Origin of the sequence: Frigidibacter sp. MR17.14, from assembly GCF_037095735.1 — a bacterium.
Classification (GTDB): domain Bacteria; phylum Pseudomonadota; class Alphaproteobacteria; order Rhodobacterales; family Rhodobacteraceae; genus Frigidibacter.
Window position 1 is genome coordinate 1 of record NZ_JBAWKD010000023.1, and the last position, 22,920, is coordinate 22,920.

The following is a 22,920-nucleotide window of genomic DNA, read 5'->3' on the forward strand; positions in this document are numbered from 1 at the left end:
GGCTTCGCCATCGGGCTCAGCTCCGCCGGCCATTCAGGCCGTGGCGCCGACGCCCGTCATGCACTAAGATCGAATCCGGACCACCCGTTCGGGGCAGACCACGTCACCGTCCAGACCGGCAGAGACGAGGCCATCACAGCTCTCACGAGCGGCGGCATCAACGAGCTCAGGGACATGCTCGCGTCGGCACGGGCCTCGGAACGAGCGTGGCACGAGTTCCTCGAAGATTTCGTCTCAGACCCAGACGTCGCCGAACGATGCAGGAGCAGGCCATGGCGGTAGCAACCGGCCGGTTACGGTGAAGGCCCGGCGCGCCAATCAGCACAAGCTGGTCCGCGATCCCGCGTTGCGCACCGCGGTCGTGGACGGGCTGCGGGCCGGCTGGACGCCCGAGCAGATTGCTGGGCGTCTGAAGGTAGATCAGGCTCCGCAGCGCGTCGGCCACGAGACGATCTATCAATATGTCTACTCGAAGGAAGATCAGGCGATCGCGCTTTGGCGTCACCTGCCCGACCATCGCCGCAAGCGCCGTGGTCGCGGTCGGCGCAAACCCCAACGCCCTCGTCTGGCTGATGAAATCTCAATCCGGCGACGCCCGGCCGTGATCGCGGCCCGAGCCGTCTCAGGATCGGCGGGCCAAGGGCAGACTTCTCAGATCATCGCATAAGTGAAGAGCCGCGTATGGACCTACGGCTCTTGCGTCCGCGAGACGGCCTTCACGACATCTGGTTGACCGCGGCCTCGCCGAGATCGCCCCGAGAAGGGTCAGCATGACAGCCGATCAATATGTCGACCCAGCAGTTGCACGGCGCGGTGACGCAATAGGTCCGACGGCCGCCTCCGGCAAGCCTTTGCCATCTGCGACCGGCGGCCTGGACTGCTGCACACCCATGGCCGGTGGCTGGGGTTCCACCCATGCGCTAGCAGGCTGGCCTGCTCGCGATTGACTGGAGCTGCTCGAAGACTGCGTAGCGCTTCAGATGCTCGCACATCGCGACCGCATCGGGCTCGATGGTGTCGCCTGTGCGGGACATCTCCGTCATCGCCTGTTCCGCGCCGGGATACAGCCCGCAGGCCAGCGCGCCGAGCATTGCTGACCCCAGAAGCACCGGCTCGTCGGTGCCCGGCGCGACGACCGGTTTGCCGGTGGTATCCGCGAGGATCCGTCTGACCAGCGGATGGCGCCCGGCCCCGCCGCTGATCGCGATGCGGCGCACCGGAGCGCCCGCCGTCTCCTGCGCGGCGATGATCTGGCGCAGCCCGTACCCCAGGCCGCAGAGCGTGGCGAGGTAGAGCGCGAGCAGGCTTTCGGGGCCGCGGTCCATGCCGATGCCAAGGATCGAGGCGCGACGGTTCGGGTCGGCATGGGGGGCGCGGTTGCCCAAGACCTCCGGCACGACATGCATGCCCGAAATCAGATCGAGCACGGCGCGCTCCCCGACCCGATCCGCCAGCCAATCGGGCAGCGACCGCCCGGCCTCGCGGGCCAGCTGCCGTGCCTCGGGCGTGTAGGGGTGATGGGCCAGCAGCTGGTCCACCGCGGCGCCGGCGGCGGATTGCCCACCCTCGTTCAGCCAGAGCCCGGGGATCATCGCCGAATGATAGGGCCCCCAGACGCCGGGCACAAAACACGGGGCCCGCGTGCTGGTCATCGTGCAGGACGAGGTGCCGAAGACATAGGCAAGATCCGCGGTCGGCTCCCCCGCGGTGCCGACGGTGGCGAGCCCGCCGGCATGGGCGTCGATCAGCCCGGCGCCGACGGCGATGCCCTCGCGCAGTCCAAGCTCGCGTGCCGCCGCCGCGGTAAGGCCCTGCCCCAGCGCGCTGCCCGGCGCCACGACCCGCGCGCCGATCCGCTCGAAGCCCTCGGCGGCCAGATCGCCGAGGCCCACCTTCTCGAAATAGTTCGGGTCCCAGCGGTTCTCATGCGCGAGATAGGTCCATTTGCAGGTCACGGTGCAGACCGAGCGCGCCAGGTCGCCCGTGGCGCGCCAGGTCAGGAAATCGGTCAGGTCCATGAACTGCCAGGCCGCGCCGTAGATCTCTGGCGCATTCTCCTTCAGCCACAGAAGCTTGGGCGTTTCCATCTCGGGCGAGATCCGGCCGCCGACATAGTCGAGCACCGGGTGGCCCAGCGCGTTGATCCGCTCGGCCTGCTCTGTTGCGCGGTGGTCCATCCAGACGATGATGTCGCGATCCCCGTCCACCGGCAGCAGTGCGCCGCCGGGACCGAGGATCACCAGCGAGCAGGTGGCATCGAAGCCGATGCCTGCGATCTCGGCCGGATCGCTGCCCGACCGTTCGACCGCGCCGCGCACCGCTGCGCAGACCGCGCGCCAGATGTCAGCGCTCGACTGCTCGACCCGGCCCTCGGGGCCCTTCCAAAGGGCGATCTCTTGCGCGTGGCTGCCGAGAAGCCGGCCGTGCGCGTCGAAGACCCCGGCCCGGGCAGAGCCGGTGCCCACGTCGATCCCGATGAGTTTCATGTCACAGGTCCACGCTGTTGGGCAGGATCACGAGATCCCGGATCACCACGCCGCGCGGACGGGTCAGCATGAAGACCACCGCCTCGGCCACCTCTTCGGGCTGCATGAGCGAGCCGTTGGCCAGCGCCTCGTCCATCTTCTCTTTTGGCCAGTCGTCGAGCAGCGCGGTCACGACGGGGCCGGGCAGAACCGCCCCCATCCGAACGCCATGCGGCGCGACCTGGCGGCGGGTCGCATGCAGGAAGGCCTGCACCGCGAATTTCGACGCGGTATAGACCGGCTCCCACACCACCGGCACCACGCCCGCGACCGACGAGGTGAAAAGCACGTCACCCGACTTGCGCGCCACCATGCCGGGCAGAACCGCCTGCACGCAGCGGAAGGCCGCGTTGATGTTGAGGTTCAGCATCCGGTCCCAGGCATCCGGGTTGCCCTCGGCCGCCGCGCCGCCGACATAGGCGCCGGCATTGGCGTGGAAGATGTCGAGCGGGCCGACCAGCGCCTCGATCGCCGGCACCATGCCCGAGACCGCCGGCCCGTCGAAGAGGTCGAGCACGAGGGGATGGGCGTTGCCGCCCAGTTCGTCGCACAGCTTCGCCAGCTTGGCGCCGTCGCGGTCGATCAGCACGACCCGCGCCCCTTCGGCCAGAAGCGCGCGGGCGCAGGCCAGGCCGATCCCCGAGGCCGCCCCGGTGATGGCGGCGGATTTTCCGTCAAGTTTCATGGTCGTTCCTTCCGGTATCACGCCCGGCCGTGGCTGGCGCGCGAGCGGCGGGCGAGGCTGTCGACGATCACGGCGATGGCAAGGACCGCGCCGGTGATCATGTAGCGCAGGCTCGAGGACAGATTGAGGAGCGTGAGCCCGTTCGAAATTGCCTGGATGACGATGATCCCCAGAAGCGCCGACCAGGCCGAGCCGCGCCCGCCGAAGAGCGAGGTGCCGCCGATGACCGCCGCGGCGATGGCGTTCAGGTTCACATCGCCCGTCCCCGCCTGCTGCGAGGCCGAGGCAAGACGCGAGGCTGCGAAGACGCCGCCCAGCGATGCGAGCGATGAGCAGAGCACGAAAGCCGACAACCGGATCCGGCGCACGTTGATGCCGGAGCGGCGCGCGGCCTCGGCGTTCCCGCCGACGGCAAACATCGAGCGGCCCCATTTCGTGCGGCGCAGCGCATAGTCGAGCGCAACGACGAACAGCGTGAAGACGCCGAACATGTAGGGCACGCCGCGCCCTTGGTTCAGATAGGCCGCGCACGCCAAGAGCGCGACGGTCAGCACGCCCGCCTTCACCAGCAGCACCGACAGGCCGGGGCTTGAGAGATTGGCCTCGCGCCGGCGGCGCATGGTGCGCAGCCCCGATCCCAGCAGGATCGCGCCGGGAAGGATCGCGGCCAGGTAGGACAGCCAGTCGGGCATGATCAGGATCTGGCCGAACCGCACCAGCCCCGATGTATAGGGCAAGTTGATCGAGCCGGTCGCACCCAGCAGGTAGAGCTGCAGCCCGAGAAGCGCGAGCAGGCCAGAGAGCGTGGCCACGAACGAAGGCATCTCGAAGCGGTTGCGCAATGTGCCGTAGATCGCGCCCACGACGGCACCGGCCAGCACCGCGCCCAGGACCGCAAGCGGCATCGGCAGGCCGGAATTGACCCACAGAACACCCACCATCGCCGAGGCGAGCCCGCTCATCGAGCCGATCGACAGGTCGATCTCTCCCAGCAGCAGCACGCAAACGACGCCCAGCGAGATCAGTCCGATCGCCGCCGCGTCGAACAGAAGGTTCACGAGGTTGTTGGGCGCCAGGAACACCGGGTTCAGCGAGGCGAAGACCACCGTGATCAGCAGGAGCCCCACGAAGACCGGAAGCATCCCGAGGTCGCCCGAGCGGACCCGGTCGATGAAGCCGCGGACGGCGCCGGCAAGGCCCTCGTCCTGGCGCAGGCGCGCATCCGCGCGATCAAGCTGTGCGCCGGTCATGCGCCGATCTCCTCTTGCTTGCGGGCCATGCGGCGCGACACGGAATTCTCGGTCGCGCCGGTGATGGCGGCGACCAGCTCCTCCTGCGAAGTCTGGGCGGTGAAGATGCCGTTGTTGCGCCCCAGACGCAGCACGACGATGCGGTCGGCCACGGCGCGCACGTCTTCCATGTTGTGCGAAATCAGGATCACGCCATGTCCGCGGTCGCGGACGCGCTCGATCAGGTTCAGCACCTCGGCGGTCTGCGCGACGCCGAGCGCGGCGGTCGGCTCGTCGAGCATGATGATCTTGGGATCGAGAAGCAGCGAGCGGGCGATGGCCACGGTCTGGCGCTGCCCGCCCGAGAGCGAGGCGATGGGTTCACGCACCGAGGGGATGCGGGCCGCGAGCTCGCGCAGCAGCGTCCAGGCGCGGACCTCCATCTGCACCTCGTCGAGGCTCCAGGGAGAGATCTCGTGGCCGAGGAACAGGTTCGACACCACGTCGAGGTTCTCGCACAGGGCGAGGTCCTGGAAGACGGTGGCGATGCCCAACTCCAGCGCTTTGCCCGGGCTGTCGAGCGTGACGGGCGTGCCGCACCAGTCAATGGTTCCGGCCGTGGGCTGGTGCACGCCGGCCAGCACCTTGACCAGCGTCGACTTGCCCGCGCCGTTGTCGCCGACCAGCGCCACCACCTCACCCGCGTGGACGTCGAGTTCGATGTCGGAAAGCGCGGTCACCGCGCCGAACTGCTTGGACACGCCGCGCAGCTTCAGAATCAAATCACCCTTTTGCATCGGGCCCTCCTCCCCTGTGATGCCGGGGGGGCGACGCGCGTCCCCCGGCCCGCGATCCGCGGGATCACTTGATCCCGAGTTCGCCGCAGGCGGCGGCATAGTCGCCGGTGCAGACTTCGGCCGCGGTCTGGATCCCCTTGTCGAAGATCTCGGCCTTGATGTTCTCGCGCGTGACGACGGCCGGCACGAAGAGCTGCGACGGGGTGTTGTAAAGCGTCGTCGTCGCCTCGGGCGTCTCGCCCTTCACGAGCGCCATCGCGACCTTGGCGGCAGCTTCGGCCACCACCTCGGAGGGTTTCGAGATGGTGTTGTACTGATCGCCCGCGATGATCAGCTGCAGCGCCGCGATCGTCGCGTCATTGCCGGTCACCGGCGGAAGCGGATCGATGCCCGCGGCCTTCATCGCCGCGATCGCACCACCCGCCGTCCCGTCGTTGGCGGCGGCGATGCCCTTGATCTCGGCCCCGAAGCGGGTGATCTGGCCGGCGGTCCATTCCTGTGCCTTCGGCGGCGCCCATTCCGGGGTGTCGAATTCCGAGAGGGTCTTGTAGGCCGAGCCGTCGAGCGCGCTGTCGACGCCGTCGCGGATCAGCCCCGCTGCGGCATCGGTGGGCGAGCCGTTGATCTGCAGCACGCCCGCGCCATCGGCCACGCCCATCTCCTTCAGGTGGTCGACCAGCGACTGCGCGATCGACCGCCCGATCCCCTCGTTGTCGAACGAGACGTAGAAATCGGCCGGCATGTCGGGGATCGGGCGGTCATAGGCCACGACCTTGACGTCCTGGCTCTGCGCCATCTGCACGAGGCCCGCGGCCGCGGCGCTGTCGACGGGATCGAGCACAATGACCTTGGCGCCCTGCGCGATCACCGAGTTGAACTGCTGCTGCTGCAGCGAGACGTCGGCATTGGCGTTCTGGTAGATCACGGTGCAGTCCGGGCACAGCTTCGCCATGGCCGCCTTGAAGCCCGGGAAATCGTGCTGCTCGTAGCGGGTGGATGCCTGGTCGGGCATCAGGAAGGCCACGGTGGCCTCGGCCTGCGCCATGCCGGCGGATGCGATCGCCAGCGCGGACGCGGCGAGAATGCGGGTCTGGATCATGTTGCTCCTCCTGTCAGACCGACCTGTCGGAGCCACGCGGCAGGGCGGGCGCCCGGGCACCGGGCACGCGGCCCGGGGCCATGGCGACCCTCCTCCTCCCTCGCGCCGCTCCCTCGGCGCTTCATCGATTGTGCATGCGCAGAAATGGATGCTCAATCGATGGAGCATGATTGTCGCGTCGCCTTGATCCTGTCAATATGTTCTCGACTTCCGAAGACCGAGAGGGCGCGGATGGACCGGCAGAACCTGACTTCCCAGAGAAGAACAACGATTTACGACCTCGCCCAGCGGCTCGGGACCTCGCCCAGCGCGGTCAGTTCGGTGCTGAACGGCAGCTGGCGCAAACGCCGGATCAGCGAGACGCTGGCGAATCGCGTTCTGCAAGCCGCCGAAGAGACCGGCTACGCGCCCAACATTCAGGCCAGCGCGCTGCGCCGCGACAGGTCGAACATCGTCGGCATGATCGTTCCGAAATACGACAACCGCTTCTTCGGCGCGGTCGCCGAGCGGTTCGAGCAGGCCGTGCGCGCGAACGGCCAGTTCCCTGTCATCACCTGCACCCAGCGCGACCCCGCGCTTGAGCTGGAGGCCGCGCGAGGGCTGCTGTCCTATCAGGTCGACTGCCTCGTTGCCTGCGGCGCGACCGACCCCGACCGGATCGCCGAACTGTGTCACGCCTCGGGCGTGCCGACGATCAATCTCGACCTGCCGGGCAGCAAGGCGCCCTCGGTCATCTCCGACAGCTATTCCGCCGCGCGCGACCTCACGCGCCTGATCCTCGACGCCTGCACCCGGGACCTCGGCCTGACGGGCGCCCTGACCTTTGTCGGAGGTCGACTTGACGACCACAACACCAAGGAACGTCGACGGGGATTTGTGGACGCCCACGCAGAACGCGGGATCACGGTGCCGGCAGGAAACATCATCATGCCGGGCTATGCGGCGGAACGCGCGCGCGCCGCGCTCGAGGCGCTTCCCGAGCGCCCGCGGGGGCTTTTCGTGAACTCGACGATCGCACTCGAGGGGGTGGTGCACTGGATCCAGTCGCTCGACCCCGACGAGGCCGCGGCCATCCGCTACGGCACCTTCGACTTCGATCCCTTCGGTGCGCTCCTTCCCCAGAGCGTGGGCATGGTGCAGCAGGACGTGGACAGCCTGATTTCAGAGATGCTCCGCCAGATGCGCAAGGGCCCCGGGGCCCCCGCGGTCGTGCGTGAGGTCCCCTGCATCCTGCGCGCACGCGCCGACCACATTAGCGCCTGAACGCAAGGCACTGATGCGAGGATGAAAACCGTTCTCCGCAGGCGACGGCGGTGACGACGCCATCGGCGCCCGGACGGCCGACGCGCCGAGGTGCTATGCGACGATCCGTCTGAACCTTGAAACGGATCTTCGCGGGAAGCTGTGTAGAGCAGGGGTTCTCAGCGTCATTCGCTCTCGCCCTTGGGAATGTGGCGATAGCTGCGCCGCAGGCACTTCGAAAGTTCTGCCGTGACGTGCCGCCCGATCCTCAGGCGCAGATGATCCTCTTCGCAAGCGGCAGCAGACCGACGCATGGTAGGATGTCGAAGACCGTCGCGGGTACCTTTCTGACTGGGACGGACATCAACCGCACCGGCGGTGACGGAAAGCGTGCCGACCATGGCGGCCGAGGTTGTTTCGGGAGCCTGGACCGCGCCTGAGCGATCCCTCGCGGACACTCCAGCACCTGTACTGCCTCTTTCGCCCGCCGGCTGTCCGGGCCGCTGGCTTTCGGGGCTGGATGCGGCCCGGACTGGCGTCCGGGGCGGAGTGGAAAGCAAGACCGATGCGAACCGGGCGTGGCCAGCGACGCCTCAGAAGACCTCGTTCTTGCGCATCTGGGCGAGGTAGCGCTTCATGCGCACAAGCTGCAGGTTGTGGTCGCTCCCCAGCCGCCGCGCCACCAGCGTCGACAGGATGTCGACGGCCACCAGTGCCGCGATCCGCGAGGTGGTGGGCGTGAAGAGGTCGGTGTTGTCCAGCGTCTCGACGTTGATCAGGATGTCGGAATAGTTGGCCAGCGCCGTTTGCGACGCCCCGGTGATCGAGATCACCTTGGCGCCCTGCTCGCGCGCAAGCCGCGCCAGCTCGACGATCGACATCGTGGCCCCGGTGTTCGAGATTGTGACGGCCACGTCGCCCGGCTTCATCATCGAGGCAGCCATGACCTGCTGGTGACTGTCGAGCGTCGCATGTGCCGGGATGCCCAGCAGCGGAAACTTCTGCTGGAAATCCTGCGCGACGATGGCCGAGGCGCCGAAGCCGAAGATCTCGAGGCTGCGTGCGTTCAGGATCAGCTCGACCGCGGCGTTCATCTGCCCGATGTCGAGCTTGTGGCGCGCCCAGTCCAGCGACGTCATCGTGTAGTCGAAGATCTTGGCCGCGACCTGATCGGGCGCGTCCTCGTCCGAAATCGCCGACTGCGTGGCCGGCGTGCCCAGCGCAAGGCTCTGGGCCAGCCGGATCTTGAAGTCCTGAAACCCGTCGCAGCCGATCGCGGTGCAGAAGCGGATCACCGTCGGCTGGCTGACCTCGGCGATCTCGGCCGTCTCGGCGACGGTCGCGTTCAGGATGCGGTGCGGATCGCTGAGCAATACGTCCGCAACCTTCCGGTCGGACTTGCGCAGGTCCACGCGCGCAGTGCGCACGAGCTCCAGCACGTTGCGGGGGCCTGAAGTCGCTGTCGTCTGCCCGGCGTCATTCATCGCGCGCTGGTGTCCCGTTGTTGTCCGTCGCCAGAAGATAGGTCCGATCGACGCGCGCCGCCATGACAGAAAGCGGGCCTGCCGCGCGGGCTGCGCAGTCGATCTCGACCTCGGCCCCGGACAGGGTGTTGAAGGCGAACATCCCGAAGTGATGGCCGATCATCGCCGGTATACGCGCGTCGCGCGCAAGTGCGACCGCTTCTGACAGGGTCAGGTTCCCGGCAATCCCGGCCGCCGTCAGCTCGGGCCGCCGCCCATTCACCGGCAGCAACGCCAGCGCCGCCCCCAGCGCCGCCACCTCGGCCACCTGCCCCGTGAAGGGCACCGTGTCCCCGGAATGAAACACGACCGTGCGGCCCAGCCCGATTCCGTAACCCAGAAACAGGTGATGGCCCGCCGCATCGGTGGCAAGCGTCTCGTGCGCCGCGCGGACCGCAGCAAGACGAAGCGGTCCCGCCTGATAGGTCCGGCCCGCGTCGAGCCCGACAAAGCGCTCGGCCCCGATCGATCCCCGCGCCAGCGCGACCTCTCGACAGGCCTCGGGCGCGACGAGCCGGGCTGCGGGATTGGCCGCCAGCAGCCCGGGCAGCGTGCCCGGGTCGCAATGGTCGGAATGGGCATGGCTCGCCAGAACCAGATCGACGAAGCCGATCTGGTCCGGGCGCACCGGTGCCGCCATCATCCGGGAATGGTCGAAGGCCGTGCCGCGATACTTCGCGGCCAGGCAGTCCGAAAGGTAGGGGTCGATCACCACCCGCCGCCCTGCCCCGTCGAGCACGAACCCCGCCTGCCCCAGCCAGTGGATCTCCACCCTGTCCCCCGGCGGCGCGGCGAGCCGCTTGGCCAGCGGCTCGGTCAGCGGATGCATGGTCAGGCAGGGGGTGGCAGGGTCACCGAGCAGCATGATGGGTGGCCCCCGCGGCGGCCAGCGCGACCAGCAGGTTGTCGACGGCCACCTCGGTCGCACGGCGCACGCTGGCGTCGGTCAGACCACCGATATGGCTGGTTGCGATCACCCGCGGGTGTTCCGCCAGCCCGCCGGGCCGCGGCGGTTCGGTGTCGAAGACATCCGTGCCGTAGGTGGCGATCCGGCCCGAGCCGAGCGCCGCGACGAGCGCGCGCTCGTCGACCAGCGCCGCCCGCGCGGTGTTCACCAGGATCGCCCCCGCCACCATCCGGTCGAGCGCCGCCGCATCGAGCAGCGCGCGCCCATCCTGCGGCATCGGGCAGTGCAGCGACACGATCTCGGCCCGGTCGAGAAGCGTTTCGAAGGCTTCGTAGCGCACCCGGTCCGCCAACGGGCCGAGTTCGGGACGGAACGGGTCGTGGGCGATGACCTCGGCGCCCATCTCGGCCATCACCCGCGCGACCCGGCGGCCGATCGCGCCCATGCCGACGATGCCGACGGTCGCGCCCTCGATCTCTCGGCCCTTCAGGCGGGGCCATCCCCCCGCGCGCAGGCCCATCGCCTCGTCCGGAAGATGGCGGCAGGCGGCGAGGATCAGGCCGATGGCCAGTTCGGCCACGCCGGCGGCGTTTGCGCCGATCGCGCGCACGACGCGGATGCCGCGCGCCTCGATCTCGGCCATCGGCAGGCTGTCGGTGCCGGTGCCGTTGCGGCTGATGACGCGAAGGCGGTCGGCGGCGGCGATGACGCCCGGCGTGACCCGCTCGACCCCGGCCAGCCAGCCGTCGATGCCGGGCACGAGGCGTATCAGCTCGTCTTCGCCGGGCGTCCGGCCGGGGGTCGAAAAGATGATCTCGTGCCCCGCGTGGCGCAGGCGATCCAGTGCCGGCGGCGGGTCCGAGGTCAACGACCGCGGTGTGATCAGGATGCGGGCCATGTCTACCCCCTTGCTGCCTGGCTGGCCAAAACGGTGAGGCGGTCGATCGTTGCCGCGTCGGTGCCGATGGAGATTCCGAAGACCTCGGCGATCACCTGGGTCCAGCCGTGGATGAAATAGGTCCAGCCGTCGACGATGCGCAGCCCGCGCGCCGCCTGCGCCCGCGCCTGATCGAGGAAGACCAGGTCGCCGCGGTAGTTCAGGTCCCAGACCACCGCGCCCTCGGGAAACTCGGGTGCCGTCAGCGGCGAACCCGGGCCGTCCTTGCCCAGACCCGTCGCGTTGATGACCAGCGCGCCGGGCTTCAGCCCGCGCAGGACGGCGTCATTGTCCTGCGCCCCGCTGGCCAGGACGTAGTCCCTCGGCACCCGCGTCGGGATCTGTGCGTGGACATGGCGGATCTCGTCGAGGCGCGCGGTCGCGCGGTCGGACACGACGATTCGCACGGGCACATCCGCACCGCGCTCCGCACGCATCAGGTGCCAGGTCAGCGCGATGGTCGATCCCCCAGCCCCGATCGCGAAGACCTCGGCCCCGGTGCGCGCGAAATGGTCGGGCCCGAGGAACCCGTCGATCGCAAGCCCCGACGAGATCGGGTCCTTTGCATGACAGATAAGCCGGCCGTCGCGCTTCGAGATGCACGAGGTTTCGCCCATCAGCCGCGCGAAGGGGTCGATCTCGTCGAACATGTCGCGGCAGGCGTCGAAGAGATCGATCTTGTGGGTCGTGACCAGGGCCCCGGCCGACAGCGGGTCGACTTTGATGAAGGCCACGGCGGCGCGATAGGCGGCCGGGTCGGCGTGCAGCGGGAAGTCGATGCCGCGGATCTCGACATCGCCAAGGCCCAGCTCGGCCGCCCAGGCGGGAAACACCTTCATGATCGAACTGCGGGCCGTGGTGACCCCGATGAAATAGAGCGTGGGCTTGCGTGCCGGCGGGAATGGCGCGGCAAGGGCGCGCGGCATCTCGGTCATGCGCGGATCTCCTCGGGGCGGCAGTCGCGGGCGCGGGCGACAGCGGCGCGCGCACGGGCGGCGATCCCGCCCCAGTCGCCGGCGCGCAGGTCCTCTGGCCGGGCGATCCAGGTGCCGCCGACGGCGGCGATCTCTGGCAGGGCCAGCCACTCGGCCATGTTGTCCTGCGTCACGCCCCCCGTCGGCACGAAACGCAGCCCCAGATGCGCGAAGGGCGCGCAGATGTTGCGCAGCATCGACGGCCCGCCCGCGGGCATCGCCGGGAAGAACTTCATCAACCGGCAGCCCTGCGCCGCGGCCAGCGAAAGATCGGTCGGCGTCATGATGCCCGGCGCGAAGGGCAGACCCGCCGCTTCGGCCGCGCGCACGATCGCGGGATCGAGGCCCGGTGCCAGCCCGAAGGCCGCGCCCGCCGCAACGGCGCGGGTAACCTGGTCGGCGCGCAGGATGGTGCCCGCGCCCATGAGCAGTTCGGGTCGGCGCGCGCCGAGCAGTGCCATCACCTCGGCCGCGGCCTCGGTGCGGAAGGTGATCTCGGCCACCGACAGGCCGCCCTCGAGCAGCGCGTCCGCCAGTGGCAGGGCGTGTTCGACCCGTTCAATGGCGATGACCGGCACCACGCCCAGCGCGGCGATGCGGTCGAAGACAGGGGATGCGGGGGCCGCGCTCATGCCGCCACCTCGTCGCCCATGATCCGCGCGACCTCAGCCGCGCTGCGCGGACGCCAGTCGGGGTTGTCCTCGGCGACCCAGCCGCCCTGCCCGTCGTCCATCACCCGCACGCGCATCCCGCCCGAGCGTTCGATGATTCCGTAGTCCTGGCCCGAGTCGGCGGGATAGGCGAAGAACATCACCAGCGTCTCGGACCCGAGGTTGACCGAGCGGTGGATCCAGAACGGCGGCACGTAGCAGACTTGGCCCGGCTTCATTTCGATCAGGCGCACCTCGCCCTCGGGGCTCTCCATCTGCATCAGCCCGCGCCCGGCCAACGTGTAGTAAAGTTCCGGGCGGTCGCCCTCGGCGTGGATATGCCCGCGGGTCAGAAAGAACTCGCGCCCCACCTGCCCCGGCTCCATCCGGGTCACGCCCATGATGAGGTCCGAGGTCTTGCCTCCCGGCGTGAACGACGTCACCTCATAGGCGATGTCGCCGGCCTTCTCCGCCAAGAGGGCCGCAAAGGACGCCTGATCCGCGTAAAGCCCGGCCAAATCGGCGTAATGCTTGCGATAATGGCCCTCTGCGCCCTGCAGCCGCCCCTCGGCGACGGATACGTCGAACAGGCTTGGTTCCTCGATCATCACCTTATCCTCCCTTAAACCGTAGTCAGACTACCGTTAATCGCGAAACTATGGCCGCCAATCCCGCCTTGCAAGCCTATTTCGTAGTTTTACTACCAAATAGGGATTATTTATGTTGACGAGCCCGCAGCTGGCGCCTAGCTTTCACACAAGCTGGTGCCGCTGCGGCTTGCAGGCCCAGACCCGCAGTCCGCTGCGGCGGCCAGCTTCTTTAGGGGAGGAAGACATGAAAACCAGGACGATCGCCGGGGCCCTCGCGGCCGCCACGGCCATGACCGCTGCGGCCGCCGCGCAGGCGGGCGACTGCTCGGTCGGGATCTCGATGTTCACGCTGGGGGCGCCCTATTTCGCCGCGCAGGAAGCTGCCGCGCGCGAGGCGGCGACGGCAGCCGGCTGCGAGGTGCGCACCGCGGATGGCCAGAACGACATGATCAAGCAGATCGGTGACATCGAGGACATGGTGGCCTCGGGCGTCAACGTGCTGATCGTCAACCCGCGCGACGCGCTCGGGCTGGTGCCGGCCGTCGACGCGGCGACGGCGCAGGGCGTCAATGTCGTCGCGATGGATTCCGCGCTCGATGCCTCGGCGCATTTCATCACCAACGTCTCGGCCTCGAACGAGGCGAACGGCAAGCTGGTCGGCGAGTGGCTGGCCAAGCAGACCGGCGGCAAGTCGATCAAGATCGCGCTCCTGTCGGGGGCGCAGGGCAACGTCGTGGGCCAGGCGCGCCGGATGGGCGTGCTGGCGGGGCTGGTCGAGGCGCAACTGACCAACTACGGCCATGCGGGCTACGAGATCGTGGGCCAAGGCTGGGGCAACTGGGCCACCGAGGGCGGGCTGACCGCGATGGAGGACCTGCTGACCGCGCATCCCGAGATCGACGTGGTGCTGGGCGAGAACGATTCGATGGTGATCGGCGCGCGCGAGGCGCTGAAGGCCGCGAACCGGCTGGACGGCGTTCTGCTGGTCGCGGCGGCGGACGGGCAGAAGGAAGCCTACGAGATGATCCGCAAGGGCGAGTACGGCGCGACGGGGCTGAACGACCCCAAGGCGCTGGCCGAGCTTGCGGTGAAGATCGGGGTCGCCTCGCTGAACGGCACGCAGGAACCGCTGACCAAATTCACCTTCACCGAACCGGCCGTGGTAACGAAAGAGAACGTCGACAAGCATTACGACGCGGCGTCGCTGTTCTGAACGACGGCGGGATGCCTGCCGCGCGGACGAGGAGGTCCGCGCGGCAGGCGCCACAGGATACCGGCCGGGAGGGGCACGCGTGACGGCACTGATCGAACTTCAGTCCATTTCCAAGAATTTCGCCGGCGTGCATGCGCTGCGCGAGGTCGATTTCGACCTTCGTGCGGGCGAGGTCCACGCGCTGGTCGGCGAGAACGGCGCCGGCAAGTCGACGCTGATGCGCATCCTGGGCGGCGAGATGCGCCCCAGCGCGGGACGCNTGCGCGAGGTCGATTTCGACCTTCGTGCGGGCGAGGTCCACGCGCTGGTCGGCGAGAACGGCGCCGGCAAGTCGACGCTGATGCGCATCCTGGGCGGCGAGATGCGCCCCAGCGCGGGACGCCAGCTGATCGGCGGGCAGGAGGTCCGGCTTTCCGGTCCGACAGACGCGATCCGCCGCGGCATCGCGGTCATCCACCAGGAGATGGCCCTGGCCCCCGACCTCACGGTTGCCGAGAACATCTTTCTGGGCCAGTTGCCGGCGCGCATCGACTGGCCACGCCTGAACGAGCGGGCGCGCAAGCTGATCGCGCGGCTGGGCTTCGCGATCCCGCCCCGCGCCGAGGTGTCCAGCCTGCCGGTCGCCCACCAGCAGGTGGTCGAGATCGCCAAGGCCCTGTCGCGCGAGGTCAAGGTCATCGTCTTCGACGAGCCGACGGCGGTGCTATCGACGGGCGACGCGACGCGGCTCTTGCAGATCATCCGAGACCTGCGGGCCGAAGGCGTGGCCATCGTCTACATCTCGCACCGGCTCGACGAGATCTATGCGATCGCCGACCGGATCACGGTGATGAAGGACGGCCGCCGGGTGGGCTGCGTGACGCCTGCCGAGGTGCCGGTCGACCGGCTGATCCCGATGATGGTCGGCCGGCCACTGTCGCAGCTGTTCGGGCACAAACCCGAGACGGTGCTGGGCGACGAGATCCTGCGCGTCGAAGACCTGACCCTGCCCAGCGGCGTGCGCGACGTCAGCTTCGCGATCCGCGCGGGCGAGGTCGTGGGGCTCGGCGGGCTCGTTGGGTCGGGCCGGACGGAAATCGCGCGCGCGATCTTCGGCGCCGATCCCGTCGGCACGGGCCGCATGACCCTGCGGGGCCGGCCCTACCGGCCGCGCAGCCCGCGCCAGGCCGTGCGGCGCGGTGTCGGGCTGGTGCCAGAGGACCGCAAGGGCCAGGGCGTGGTGCTGGACATGGAGATCGCGAAGAACGCGACGATGGCGCGCAGCGCCGCGGTGACGACGGCGGGCTTCTTCCGCCCCCGCGCCGAGCGGGCGCTGGTCGAGGGGCTGATCCGATCGCTGCGCATCAAGCTCGGCTCGATGCACGACCCGGTCTCGTCGCTGTCGGGCGGCAACCAGCAGAAGGTCGTTCTGGCCAAGTGGTTCAACGCCGACCCCGATCTGGTGATCCTCGACGAGCCGACGCGCGGCGTCGATGTCGGTGCCAAGACCGAGATCTATTCGCTGATCCACCGGCTGGCGGCCGCGGGCAAGGCCGTGATCGTCATCTCGTCGGAACATGCCGAGCTGTTCGGCCTCTGCGACCGCGTGCTCGTGATGGGCGAGGGCGCGCTGCGCGGCGAACTGCAGCCGCAGGATTTCAAGGAAGAGAAGCTGCTCGCGCTGTCGATGATGCGCCGGACGCAGCCCGAAACGACCAGGGAGGGTCACGCATGACCGAAGCCACAGCCACCATCGCCGAACCCGCGCCTGCCCCTCGCCGGATCGATGTGATGAAGACGTTCCACACCTACGGAACCTTCGCGATTTTCCTGATCCTCATCGCGCTGGCCGCCGCGCAGTCGGACGTCTTCCTGTCGGAACGCAACGCGATGAACGTCCTGCGCCAGATGGCCGGGATCGGCATCATGTCGATCGGGATGCTGTTCGTGATCCTCACGCGCGGCATTGACCTTTCGGTGGGTTCGATCGCGGCGCTTGGGTCGGTCTCTTCGGCGATCCTGCTCAAGGACTACCCGCTGCCGCTGGGCCTGACGATGGTGGTGGGGCTCGGGGCGCTCTGCGGCCTGGTCTCGGGCGTGTTCATCGCCGTCTTCCGCCTGCCCGCCTTCGTCATCACGCTGGCGATGATGACCGCGGCGCGCGGCTTCGCGTTGATCCTGTCGAACGGGCAGCCGATCACGCTTGGCGCCCCCGGCAAGGCGCTGTCGACCTTCGGCACCTCCTTCACCTTCGGCTTCCCGAACCCCGTCCTGCTGATGTTCGGGCTGTTCCTCGTCGCCCTTCTGGTGCTGAACTTCTCGCGCTTCGGACGGCTGGTGAAGGCCATCGGCTCGAATGTCGAGGCGGTGCGGCTGTCCGGGATCTCGGTGCCCGCGCATGTGCTGTCGGTCTACGTCATCTCGGGCGCGCTGGCGGCGGTGGCGGGGATTGTCATCACCTCGCGCTCGGGGGTGGGATCGGCCAGCGTCGGCGAGGGCAACGAGCTTGACGTGATCGCGGCCGTGGTGATCGGCGGGGCGAGCCTGATGGGCGGGCGCGGCGGGGTGATGAACACGCTGCTGGGCGTGATGATCCTGGGCGTGATCGGCAACATCATGAACCTCGCCGGTGTGCCGGGCTATCACCAGCAGGTCTATCTCGGCGCCATCATCGTCATTGCCGTGCTGCTGCAGAACGGCTCGAGCCTGCTGCGTCGCTGACCATGACTTGCCAAGCCAAGGACTGCACCATCGCCATCGACATCGGCACGGGATCGACCCGCGCCGCGCTGATGGGCCCGGACGCGCGCGTGCTGGCGCTGGCGGTGCGCGAATACCAGCAGATCGTGCCGGCCTTCGGCTGGTCCGAACAGCGCCCCGCCGACTGGTGGGCGGCCGCCGCCGCCGCCCTGCGCGAGGTCACCGCCGCCGCCCGTGCCGCGGGGCACCGCATCACCGCGGTCTCGGCCTGTGGCCAGATGCACGGCACCGTTCTGGTCGATGACGCCGGCGAAGCCGCGCGCGCCACGGTGCCGCTCTGGAACGACAAGCGCACGCTCGACTACGTGCACGACTTCGAACGCCGCGAGCGCGTTGCCGACTGGCTGGCGCTGACCGCCAACCCGCCCACCCCCGCCTGGCCCGCCTTCAAGCTGCAGTGGCTGCGCGACAACGACCCCGAGGCTTGGGCCCGCACCCGCACGGTGATGATGCCCAAGGACTGGGTGAACCTGCGGCTGACCGGCGAGCGGGCGATGGACTGGACCGAGGCCGCCTGCTCGTTCCTCGTCGATCCGGCGACCGGCGACTGGTCGCCGCGCATCTTCGAGCGGCTCGGGCTCGACATCGGGCGGATGCCGCCGATCCGCCTGTCGACTGAGATCCTGGGCCGGGTCACCCCCGGCGCCGCGGCCGAGACCGGGCTGGCCGAGGGCACGCCGGTCCTGTGCGGCGGCGGCGATTATCCGGTCGCGCTTCTGGGTTCGGGCGTCTGCCGGCCGGGCCTCGCCTCCGAGGTCGCCGGGACCTCGGCGATCCTGACGCTGGTTGCCGAGAAACCGCTTCTCGACCCCGAGATCAGCAATGTCGGCACGCCGGAGGGCAACTGGGGCGGCTTCGTGCTTCTGGAAAGCGGTGGCGACGCCGCACGCTGGGCGCGGCGGGCCTTCCACGGCAACGCGCTTTCCTACGCTCAGATCCTCGATCTGGCGGCAGAGGCGCGCGCCGGGGCGCAAAGCCTGTTCTTCCTGCCCTACCTCGTCGGCGAACGTCTGGGCGCCCACCGCAATTCGCGCGCGCAGTTCTTCGGGCTGACCGCACGCCATGGCCTGCCCGAGATGCATCGCGCCGTCCTCGAGGGCGTGGGCTTCGCCGTCAACCGCCACCTCGCGGTGATGGAACGCGCGACCGGCACCCGCCCCGAGGCTCTGATCGCCTCGGGCGGGGGCGCCAAGGCCGACCTCTGGCTGCGCATCAAGGCCAGCATCTACGACCGGCCGATCCTGATCCCGGAAGAGCCCGAATGCGGGCTCGTGGGCTGTGCGATCCTGTCCGCCGTCGCCACCGGCGCCGCACGCGACGTGGCAGAGGCGGCGGGCCGGCTCGTGCGCCATGGTCGCGAGATCCGCCCCGATCCCGCCTGGGCCGAGACCTATGCCCGCATGCAGCCGGTGTTCGACCGGCTCTACGCCTCGGCCCAGGGCTTCTATGACGATCTCGACGCGCTCGACGCGGCCGGGACCTTGCCAGATACCGACCGGAGACCGACATGACCCCCTATCTCGACCGCTTCCGCCTGACCGGGCAGACCGCCCTCGTCACCGGCGGCGCCCGCGGCATCGGCCGCGCGACCTGCGAGGCGCTGGCCCAGGCCGGGGCGCGCGTGATCCTGACCGACCGCGACCTCGCCGAGGCAGAGGCTGCCGCCGCCGAGCTGCGCGGCCTCGGCCATGACGTGACCGCAGACCGGCTCGAGGTGACGAATTCGGCCGCAGTCGAGGCGCTGGCCGCCCGTCATCCAAGAGTCGACATTCTCGTGAACAACGCGGGCATCGCCCGGTCGAACGAACCGGCCGAGACGATGTCGGACGATGTCTGGTCGAGCGTGATCGACATCAACCTCAACGGGCTCTTCTGGTGCTGCCGGTCCTTCGGCGCGCGGATGCTGGGCCGCGGGGCGGGCAGCATCGTCAACGTGGGCTCGATGTCGGGCTTCATCGTCAACCGCCCGCAGGAACAGGCGCAGTACAACGCCTCCAAGGCGGCGGTGCACCAGCTCACCCGCTCTCTGGCCGCGGAATGGGCGGGGCGCGGTGTGCGGGTGAATGCCGTGGCGCCGACCTATATCGCGACCGAGATGAACAACTACGTCTACGATGACCCCGAACTGATGCGCCACTGGGTCGGCGGCACGCCGCAGAACCGCATGGGTCGCCCCGACGAGGTGGCCGCGGTGATCCTGTTCCTGGCCTCGGAAGCCGCCAGCCTGATGACCGGCTCGATCGTTCTGGCCGACGGGGGCTACACCTGTTGGTGATGACTCCGGCACCGTGAAAAACTGCGCGGCGGATCCGACGGCGGTGCTTGGTGCCGCGGATCATCCGCCGCTGGGGTTGGCGGGTCCGCCAGCAGGCACTCGTGAGGCGGCCACGGATCGAGAGCGTCTTTTCGGTGATCCCCGCGGCGTACGAGCGAAGACCTACCGCAAGTAGCCGAACCACGGCGAGGCGTGATGTCTGACTTCTGCTTGCGTGGGACGAAGGTCACCCGGATCGATACCGTCCCGGGCCTGCGATCACAAAGCGGCGTTCGCCATCGGTTTTCTACCGATCTGCCATGTTGATTTTCCTTCGCAAGGGATTGGGGCCCTTGCCAACTCGAGGACGGACTAGAAGCGAACGCGGTTCACGGATGAGCAGATCACCGGCATCCTGGCCCAGCACGACGCGCGCGGAGTGCCCCGATTGGTGCCTGAAGCATGGGATGCTTGAGGGCACCTTCGACAACCGGAAGGCCAAGCCCGACGGTATCACGGCGCCTTAAGCGGGGCGGCTGAAGGCACTGGAGGATATGGATTGTCCTCTTGACCTTCTTTCCGTGCTATTTTCGGGAAGGAGGAACCGCCGATGGATGGATCATCGAAGACCAGGAAGTCGCCACCGCGTGATGCGGCCAGCAAGGTCGCCCAGCAACGGATGAGCGTTCTGGAACTGGCGCGAGAACTTGGCAACGTCGCCGAGGCCTGTCGTCAACGCGGCATGGATCGCACCAGCTTCTATGAATGGAAGCGACGCTTTCAGACGCAGGGCTTCGACGGGCTCAAAGACCTGCAGCTTCGTCAAAGCTGAAAAGGGAGGCGAAGTGTGGGCGGTTTATGCGAGCCTGATGGCAACCTGCTCCCTGAACGGTATCAATCCGCGGACCTATCTGACCTGGGTCTTCGACAAGCTGGCCCATGACCCCATGCCGGATAAGCCCGAGCTCCTCCTTCCCTGGCACTGCGAAGAGAGGCGACACGGGTTCATCCCATAGGAAGAGCTCGATGAGTGGGAGAAGCGAGTGAACCGGAAGGTGGCCGCAGCGAAGCGGAAGAAGAAGGCGGGAGCGCCGGGCAGCAGCCCAACCGCAAAGAAAAAACGCGTCGCGTGATTCTAAGCGCCGACCGAAAGGTCGGCGATTTTCGCTTCTAGTTGCTGACCTGTCATCTCGCTGATTCGCGCAAGGGACGGTCTATGCTTCTCTTACGACTAGCTCAGACCAAGCCGTTCTCATCTCGCAGACTGCTCGCAATAGCGTCGCAGCCCACGACCAACCCGGCTGCTAACATCATCGACCGCGCGTATGATCCGCCCAGCGAGGGTGAGACGATCTCAAGGCCGACAACGGATTGCGGAAGCTGAAGTTGGCCAACCCCGGCGATTGAACTGACCCCCATTCCGACCGGACACCCAAGCCTGAACATGAAGGCCTAGTCTTATTCCTAAGGGCATGCTTATGGCTAGCGTAGAGATCATCACCGATGGGGCGCTCCGGCGGCGCTCGGGCGCGGCGGAGAAGCTGCGGATCGTCGAAGAGACGCTGAAGGATCACGCCAGCATCTCGATCGTCGCGCGGCGCAATGGCGTGGCGACGAACCTGTTGTGTCGTTGGCGGCGCCTGATGCTCGAAGGGGGAAGCGTCGCTGTGACCGAGGATGACGATGTCACCAGCAATCGGGTGGTGCGGGAGATGGGAAGCCGTGTCCGCGAATTGGAACGCCAGCTTGGCCGCAAGACCCTAGAAGCGGAGATCCTGCGCGAGGCCTTGGACAAGTCCCCGGTAAAAAACCGACGTTGCTCGTGCGGTCGCCGCTGAAGGGCGATTTTCAGTGAAGGCGGTGGCAGAGACGCTGCGCGTATCGCGGTCAAACCTGATTGACCACCTGCAGGACCGCAGCAAACCGCGACGGGGGCATCGCAAGGCCGAGGATACCGATCTGGTGCCGCAGATCATGGCCCTGGTCGCGGCGCGGCCGACCTATGGCTATCGCCAGATCACGGCAATTCTGAACCGGCAACGCCGGTCCGAAGGTGCCGTGCCGGCGAACCACAAGCGCATCTACCGGATTATGAAGGCTCATAACCTGCTACTAGCGCGCAAATATTCTGAGCGGCTGGAGCATGTCCACGACAGCAAGGTCATCGTGATACGCTCCAACCTGCGCTGGTGTTCGGACGGGTTCGGGTTCACCTGCTGGAATGGCGATGTCATACGCGGCGCCTTCCTCATTGGCGCCCATGACCGCGAGCCATCTCGTGGCGGGCCGTCGTGAATGCCGGGATCAGCGGCTCCGACATCCGTGACCCGCTGATCGAGGCCGTCGAGAGGCGGTTCTCGGCCCTGCGCGCATCATCTGCTATTGAGGTTCTCACCGACAACGTCCTACGTCGGAAGATTAGTGCCGCTGGCCTGCTGCCGGTTCCGTGGACACCGAGTTAGGTTCGGATAGCGCGGTCCTCGAACGCCATAGGACTGAGATAGCCCAGTTTCGAGTGGCGTCGTCTCGGATTGTAGAAGCGCTCGATGTAGTCGAAGACATCCGCTCGTGCTGCGTTGCGGGTGCGATAGACCTTTCTGGTGGTCCGCTCGGTCTTCAGCGATGAGAAGAAGCTCTCCATCGCCGACCTCGCCATGGCCACTCGGACCAGTGGCGTGGCCAAGGCTCGATCCCAGACATTGCCCGCCCGGCTCATTGAACATGTGATGCCATTGTCGTGCAGAAGGCGTTGAAACTGCTCGCTGGTATATTGCGATCCCTGATCGGAGTGATGCAACAGCGCGTCAGCTTTCCCACGGCGCCAGATGGCCATCATCAGCGCGTCCATGACCAGCGAAGTGTCCCGTTCCGCCTTCATCGACCAGCCGACGACGCGCCGTGAAAGGAGGTCGAGCACGACTGAGACGTAGAGCCATCCCTCGGCGGTCCAGATGTAGGTGAAATCGGCCAGCCACTTCTGGTTCGGCCGGTCGGCCTGGAAGTCCCGGTCAAGAATGTTGTCGGCGATGACCGAGCGTTCACCATCGTCCTTCGGCTTTCCGCGCCGCTTCGGACGAGCCCTCATGGCGTTCTGTCGCATGAGGCGTTCGATCCGATGCAGCCCGCAGGACAGCCCGTCCTCGAGCAAGTCGCGCCAGATCCGGCGAGCGCCGTAGGTTCGGTCGCTGGCCTTGAAGCTCTTGTCGATCTCCATGACGAGCTTCGCGTCGTCGCTCGCGCGGGCGCTGATCGGCCGCTTTAGCCAAGCATGGAAGCCAGACCGGGAGACACCCAGCACGTCGCACATCCAGCTGACCGGCCAGATGCACCGATGCTTCGCAACGAATGCGAATGTCATGTCGCTTCCCGCGCGAAGTAAGCCGCGGCCCTTTTTAGGATGTCACACTCCGCTTTGAGCTTGGCGACCTCTTTCTTCAGGGCCGCGATCTCGACCAGGTGGCCTGCCCCGAACGGGTGGTCCGGATTCGATCTTAGTGCATGACGGGCGTCGGCGCCACGGCCTGAATGGCCGGCGGAGCTGAGCCCGATGGCGAAG

General features: G+C 67.9%; 21 protein-coding genes and 2 pseudogenes. 11 read left to right on the top strand and 12 right to left on the bottom strand.

Annotated features, from left to right (window positions below; genetic code table 11):
* Nucleotides 1-282: hypothetical protein (locus V8J36_RS21980; RefSeq protein ID WP_336469465.1), on the top strand; the 282-nt coding region annotated here is incomplete at its 5' end.
* Between the two features lie 16 nt (nt 283-298).
* On the top strand, nt 299-667 hold the full coding sequence (locus V8J36_RS21985; protein WP_336469466.1) for a hypothetical protein: 369 nt from the start codon (nt 299-301) through the stop codon (nt 665-667).
* Nucleotides 668-920: 253 nt separating this feature from the next.
* On the opposite strand, the gene V8J36_RS21990 is transcribed toward V8J36_RS21985, so the two are convergent.
* The 5 genes from V8J36_RS21990 to V8J36_RS22010 all read right to left on the bottom strand — a co-directional run bounded on the left by V8J36_RS21990 (nt 921) and on the right by V8J36_RS22010 (nt 6,335).
* Nucleotides 921-2,486 carry an FGGY-family carbohydrate kinase gene (locus V8J36_RS21990; RefSeq protein WP_336469467.1) on the bottom strand — a complete coding sequence of 522 codons (1,566 nt, stop codon included), beginning with the start codon at nt 2,484-2,486 and terminating at the stop codon, nt 921-923.
* A 1-nt stretch (nt 2,487) separates the two neighbouring features.
* Nucleotides 2,488-3,210 (bottom strand): SDR family oxidoreductase, encoded by a 723-nt coding sequence (locus tag V8J36_RS21995; protein ID WP_336469468.1) that lies wholly within the window; start codon nt 3,208-3,210, stop codon nt 2,488-2,490.
* Between the two features lie 17 nt (nt 3,211-3,227).
* On the bottom strand, nt 3,228-4,460 hold the full coding sequence (locus tag V8J36_RS22000; protein ID WP_336469469.1) for a sugar ABC transporter permease: 1,233 nt from the start codon (nt 4,458-4,460) through the stop codon (nt 3,228-3,230).
* A complete protein-coding gene (locus V8J36_RS22005) occupies nt 4,457-5,236 on the bottom strand; it encodes an ATP-binding cassette domain-containing protein (protein ID WP_336469470.1) in 780 nt (259 codons plus the stop codon). The genes V8J36_RS22000 and V8J36_RS22005 overlap by 4 nt, the downstream gene beginning before the upstream one ends.
* A gap of 64 nt (nt 5,237-5,300) precedes the next feature.
* Nucleotides 5,301-6,335, bottom strand: coding sequence for an ABC transporter substrate-binding protein (locus V8J36_RS22010; protein ID WP_442902530.1), 1,035 nt, complete (start codon nt 6,333-6,335; stop codon nt 5,301-5,303).
* A 231-nt stretch (nt 6,336-6,566) separates the two neighbouring features.
* Here V8J36_RS22010 and V8J36_RS22015 point away from each other — a divergent pair, with 231 nt between their 5' ends.
* Nucleotides 6,567-7,598 carry a LacI family DNA-binding transcriptional regulator gene (locus V8J36_RS22015; RefSeq protein ID WP_336469471.1) on the top strand — a complete coding sequence of 344 codons (1,032 nt, stop codon included), beginning with the start codon at nt 6,567-6,569 and terminating at the stop codon, nt 7,596-7,598.
* A 572-nt stretch (nt 7,599-8,170) separates the two neighbouring features.
* Here V8J36_RS22015 and V8J36_RS22020 read toward each other — a convergent pair.
* Genes V8J36_RS22020 through V8J36_RS22045 form a run of 6 tightly spaced genes read right to left on the bottom strand, consistent with a single transcriptional unit; the run spans nt 8,171 to nt 13,176 of the window.
* Nucleotides 8,171-9,016: a MurR/RpiR family transcriptional regulator gene (locus V8J36_RS22020; RefSeq protein WP_336469472.1), complete on the bottom strand. Its 846-nt coding sequence runs from the start codon at nt 9,014-9,016 to the stop codon at nt 8,171-8,173.
* 37 nt (nt 9,017-9,053) lie between these two features.
* Entirely contained in the window at nt 9,054-9,965 is a 912-nt protein-coding gene (locus V8J36_RS22025) for an MBL fold metallo-hydrolase (RefSeq protein WP_336469473.1), read from the bottom strand.
* Nucleotides 9,952-10,905, bottom strand: coding sequence for a phosphoglycerate dehydrogenase (locus V8J36_RS22030; protein WP_336469474.1), 954 nt, complete (start codon nt 10,903-10,905; stop codon nt 9,952-9,954). The genes V8J36_RS22025 and V8J36_RS22030 overlap by 14 nt, the downstream gene beginning before the upstream one ends.
* A 2-nt stretch (nt 10,906-10,907) precedes the next feature.
* Entirely contained in the window at nt 10,908-11,879 is a 972-nt protein-coding gene (locus tag V8J36_RS22035) for a shikimate dehydrogenase family protein (RefSeq protein ID WP_336469475.1), read from the bottom strand.
* Complete coding sequence (gene eda / locus V8J36_RS22040) at nt 11,876-12,550, bottom strand: bifunctional 4-hydroxy-2-oxoglutarate aldolase/2-dehydro-3-deoxy-phosphogluconate aldolase (protein ID WP_336469476.1); 675 nt, start codon at nt 12,548-12,550, stop codon at nt 11,876-11,878. The genes V8J36_RS22035 and eda overlap by 4 nt, the downstream gene beginning before the upstream one ends.
* A complete protein-coding gene (locus V8J36_RS22045; protein ID WP_336469477.1) occupies nt 12,547-13,176 on the bottom strand; it encodes a glucose-6-phosphate isomerase in 630 nt (209 codons plus the stop codon). The genes eda and V8J36_RS22045 overlap by 4 nt, the downstream gene beginning before the upstream one ends.
* 226 nt (nt 13,177-13,402) lie before the next feature.
* Here V8J36_RS22045 and V8J36_RS22050 point away from each other — a divergent pair, with 226 nt between their 5' ends.
* From V8J36_RS22050 to V8J36_RS22080, 8 genes and pseudogenes are all read left to right on the top strand, one after another.
* Nucleotides 13,403-14,371, top strand: a complete 969-nt coding sequence (locus V8J36_RS22050) for a substrate-binding domain-containing protein (RefSeq protein ID WP_336469478.1) — start codon at nt 13,403-13,405, stop codon at nt 14,369-14,371.
* A gap of 127 nt (nt 14,372-14,498) precedes the next feature.
* Nucleotides 14,499-16,085: an ATP-binding cassette domain-containing protein gene (locus V8J36_RS22055; RefSeq protein ID WP_442902532.1), complete on the top strand. Its 1,587-nt coding sequence runs from the start codon at nt 14,499-14,501 to the stop codon at nt 16,083-16,085.
* Nucleotides 16,082-17,071 (top strand): ABC transporter permease, encoded by a 990-nt coding sequence (locus V8J36_RS22060; protein WP_336469480.1) that lies wholly within the window; start codon nt 16,082-16,084, stop codon nt 17,069-17,071. Before V8J36_RS22055 ends, V8J36_RS22060 begins: the two co-directional genes overlap by 4 nt.
* Nucleotides 17,072-17,073: 2 nt before the next feature.
* A complete protein-coding gene (locus V8J36_RS22065; protein WP_336469481.1) occupies nt 17,074-18,621 on the top strand; it encodes a xylulokinase in 1,548 nt (515 codons plus the stop codon).
* Entirely contained in the window at nt 18,618-19,385 is a 768-nt protein-coding gene (locus V8J36_RS22070; RefSeq protein ID WP_336469482.1) for an SDR family NAD(P)-dependent oxidoreductase, read from the top strand. The genes V8J36_RS22065 and V8J36_RS22070 overlap by 4 nt, the downstream gene beginning before the upstream one ends.
* 589 nt (nt 19,386-19,974) lie before the next feature.
* Nucleotides 19,975-20,178, top strand: a pseudogene (locus tag V8J36_RS22075) (helix-turn-helix domain-containing protein); the annotation flags it as partial.
* A gap of 55 nt (nt 20,179-20,233) precedes the next feature.
* Nucleotides 20,234-20,380, top strand: a complete 147-nt coding sequence (locus V8J36_RS22940) for a transposase domain-containing protein (RefSeq protein ID WP_442902533.1) — start codon at nt 20,234-20,236, stop codon at nt 20,378-20,380.
* A gap of 456 nt (nt 20,381-20,836) precedes the next feature.
* Nucleotides 20,837-21,766, top strand: a pseudogene (locus V8J36_RS22080) (transposase); the annotation flags it as partial.
* 56 nt (nt 21,767-21,822) lie between these two features.
* Here the strand turns inward: V8J36_RS22080 and V8J36_RS22085 are convergent.
* Nucleotides 21,823-22,920 (bottom strand): IS3 family transposase gene (locus tag V8J36_RS22085; protein ID WP_442902531.1). Its coding sequence is split into 2 segments (ribosomal slippage), with 1,099 coding nucleotides annotated over them: nt 21,823-22,760 and nt 22,760-22,920; the frame shifts between segments, so codons are not numbered across the junction. This gene is flagged as partial in the annotation.

Excerpts from the sequence above, each read along its gene's own strand:
- V8J36_RS22940 (WP_442902533.1), top strand. The coding sequence starts at position 20,234 with ATGGCAACCTGCTCCCTGAACGGTATCAATCCGCGGACCTATCTGACC.
- V8J36_RS22010 (WP_442902530.1), bottom strand. The coding sequence starts at position 6,335 with ATGATCCAGACCCGCATTCTCGCCGCGTCCGCGCTGGCGATCGCATCC.
- V8J36_RS22065 (WP_336469481.1), top strand. The coding sequence starts at position 17,074 with ATGACTTGCCAAGCCAAGGACTGCACCATCGCCATCGACATCGGCACG.
- V8J36_RS22045 (WP_336469477.1), bottom strand. The coding sequence starts at position 13,176 with ATGATCGAGGAACCAAGCCTGTTCGACGTATCCGTCGCCGAGGGGCGG.
- V8J36_RS22050 (WP_336469478.1), top strand. The coding sequence starts at position 13,403 with ATGAAAACCAGGACGATCGCCGGGGCCCTCGCGGCCGCCACGGCCATG.
- V8J36_RS21995 (WP_336469468.1), bottom strand. The coding sequence starts at position 3,210 with ATGAAACTTGACGGAAAATCCGCCGCCATCACCGGGGCGGCCTCGGGG.
- V8J36_RS22025 (WP_336469473.1), bottom strand. The coding sequence starts at position 9,965 with ATGCTGCTCGGTGACCCTGCCACCCCCTGCCTGACCATGCATCCGCTG.
- V8J36_RS22000 (WP_336469469.1), bottom strand. The coding sequence starts at position 4,460 with ATGACCGGCGCACAGCTTGATCGCGCGGATGCGCGCCTGCGCCAGGAC.
- eda (WP_336469476.1), bottom strand. The coding sequence starts at position 12,550 with ATGAGCGCGGCCCCCGCATCCCCTGTCTTCGACCGCATCGCCGCGCTG.
- V8J36_RS21990 (WP_336469467.1), bottom strand. The coding sequence starts at position 2,486 with ATGAAACTCATCGGGATCGACGTGGGCACCGGCTCTGCCCGGGCCGGG.
- V8J36_RS22005 (WP_336469470.1), bottom strand. The coding sequence starts at position 5,236 with ATGCAAAAGGGTGATTTGATTCTGAAGCTGCGCGGCGTGTCCAAGCAG.
- V8J36_RS22015 (WP_336469471.1), top strand. The coding sequence starts at position 6,567 with ATGGACCGGCAGAACCTGACTTCCCAGAGAAGAACAACGATTTACGAC.
- V8J36_RS22035 (WP_336469475.1), bottom strand. The coding sequence starts at position 11,879 with ATGACCGAGATGCCGCGCGCCCTTGCCGCGCCATTCCCGCCGGCACGC.
- V8J36_RS22030 (WP_336469474.1), bottom strand. The coding sequence starts at position 10,905 with ATGGCCCGCATCCTGATCACACCGCGGTCGTTGACCTCGGACCCGCCG.
- V8J36_RS22070 (WP_336469482.1), top strand. The coding sequence starts at position 18,618 with ATGACCCCCTATCTCGACCGCTTCCGCCTGACCGGGCAGACCGCCCTC.
- V8J36_RS22060 (WP_336469480.1), top strand. The coding sequence starts at position 16,082 with ATGACCGAAGCCACAGCCACCATCGCCGAACCCGCGCCTGCCCCTCGC.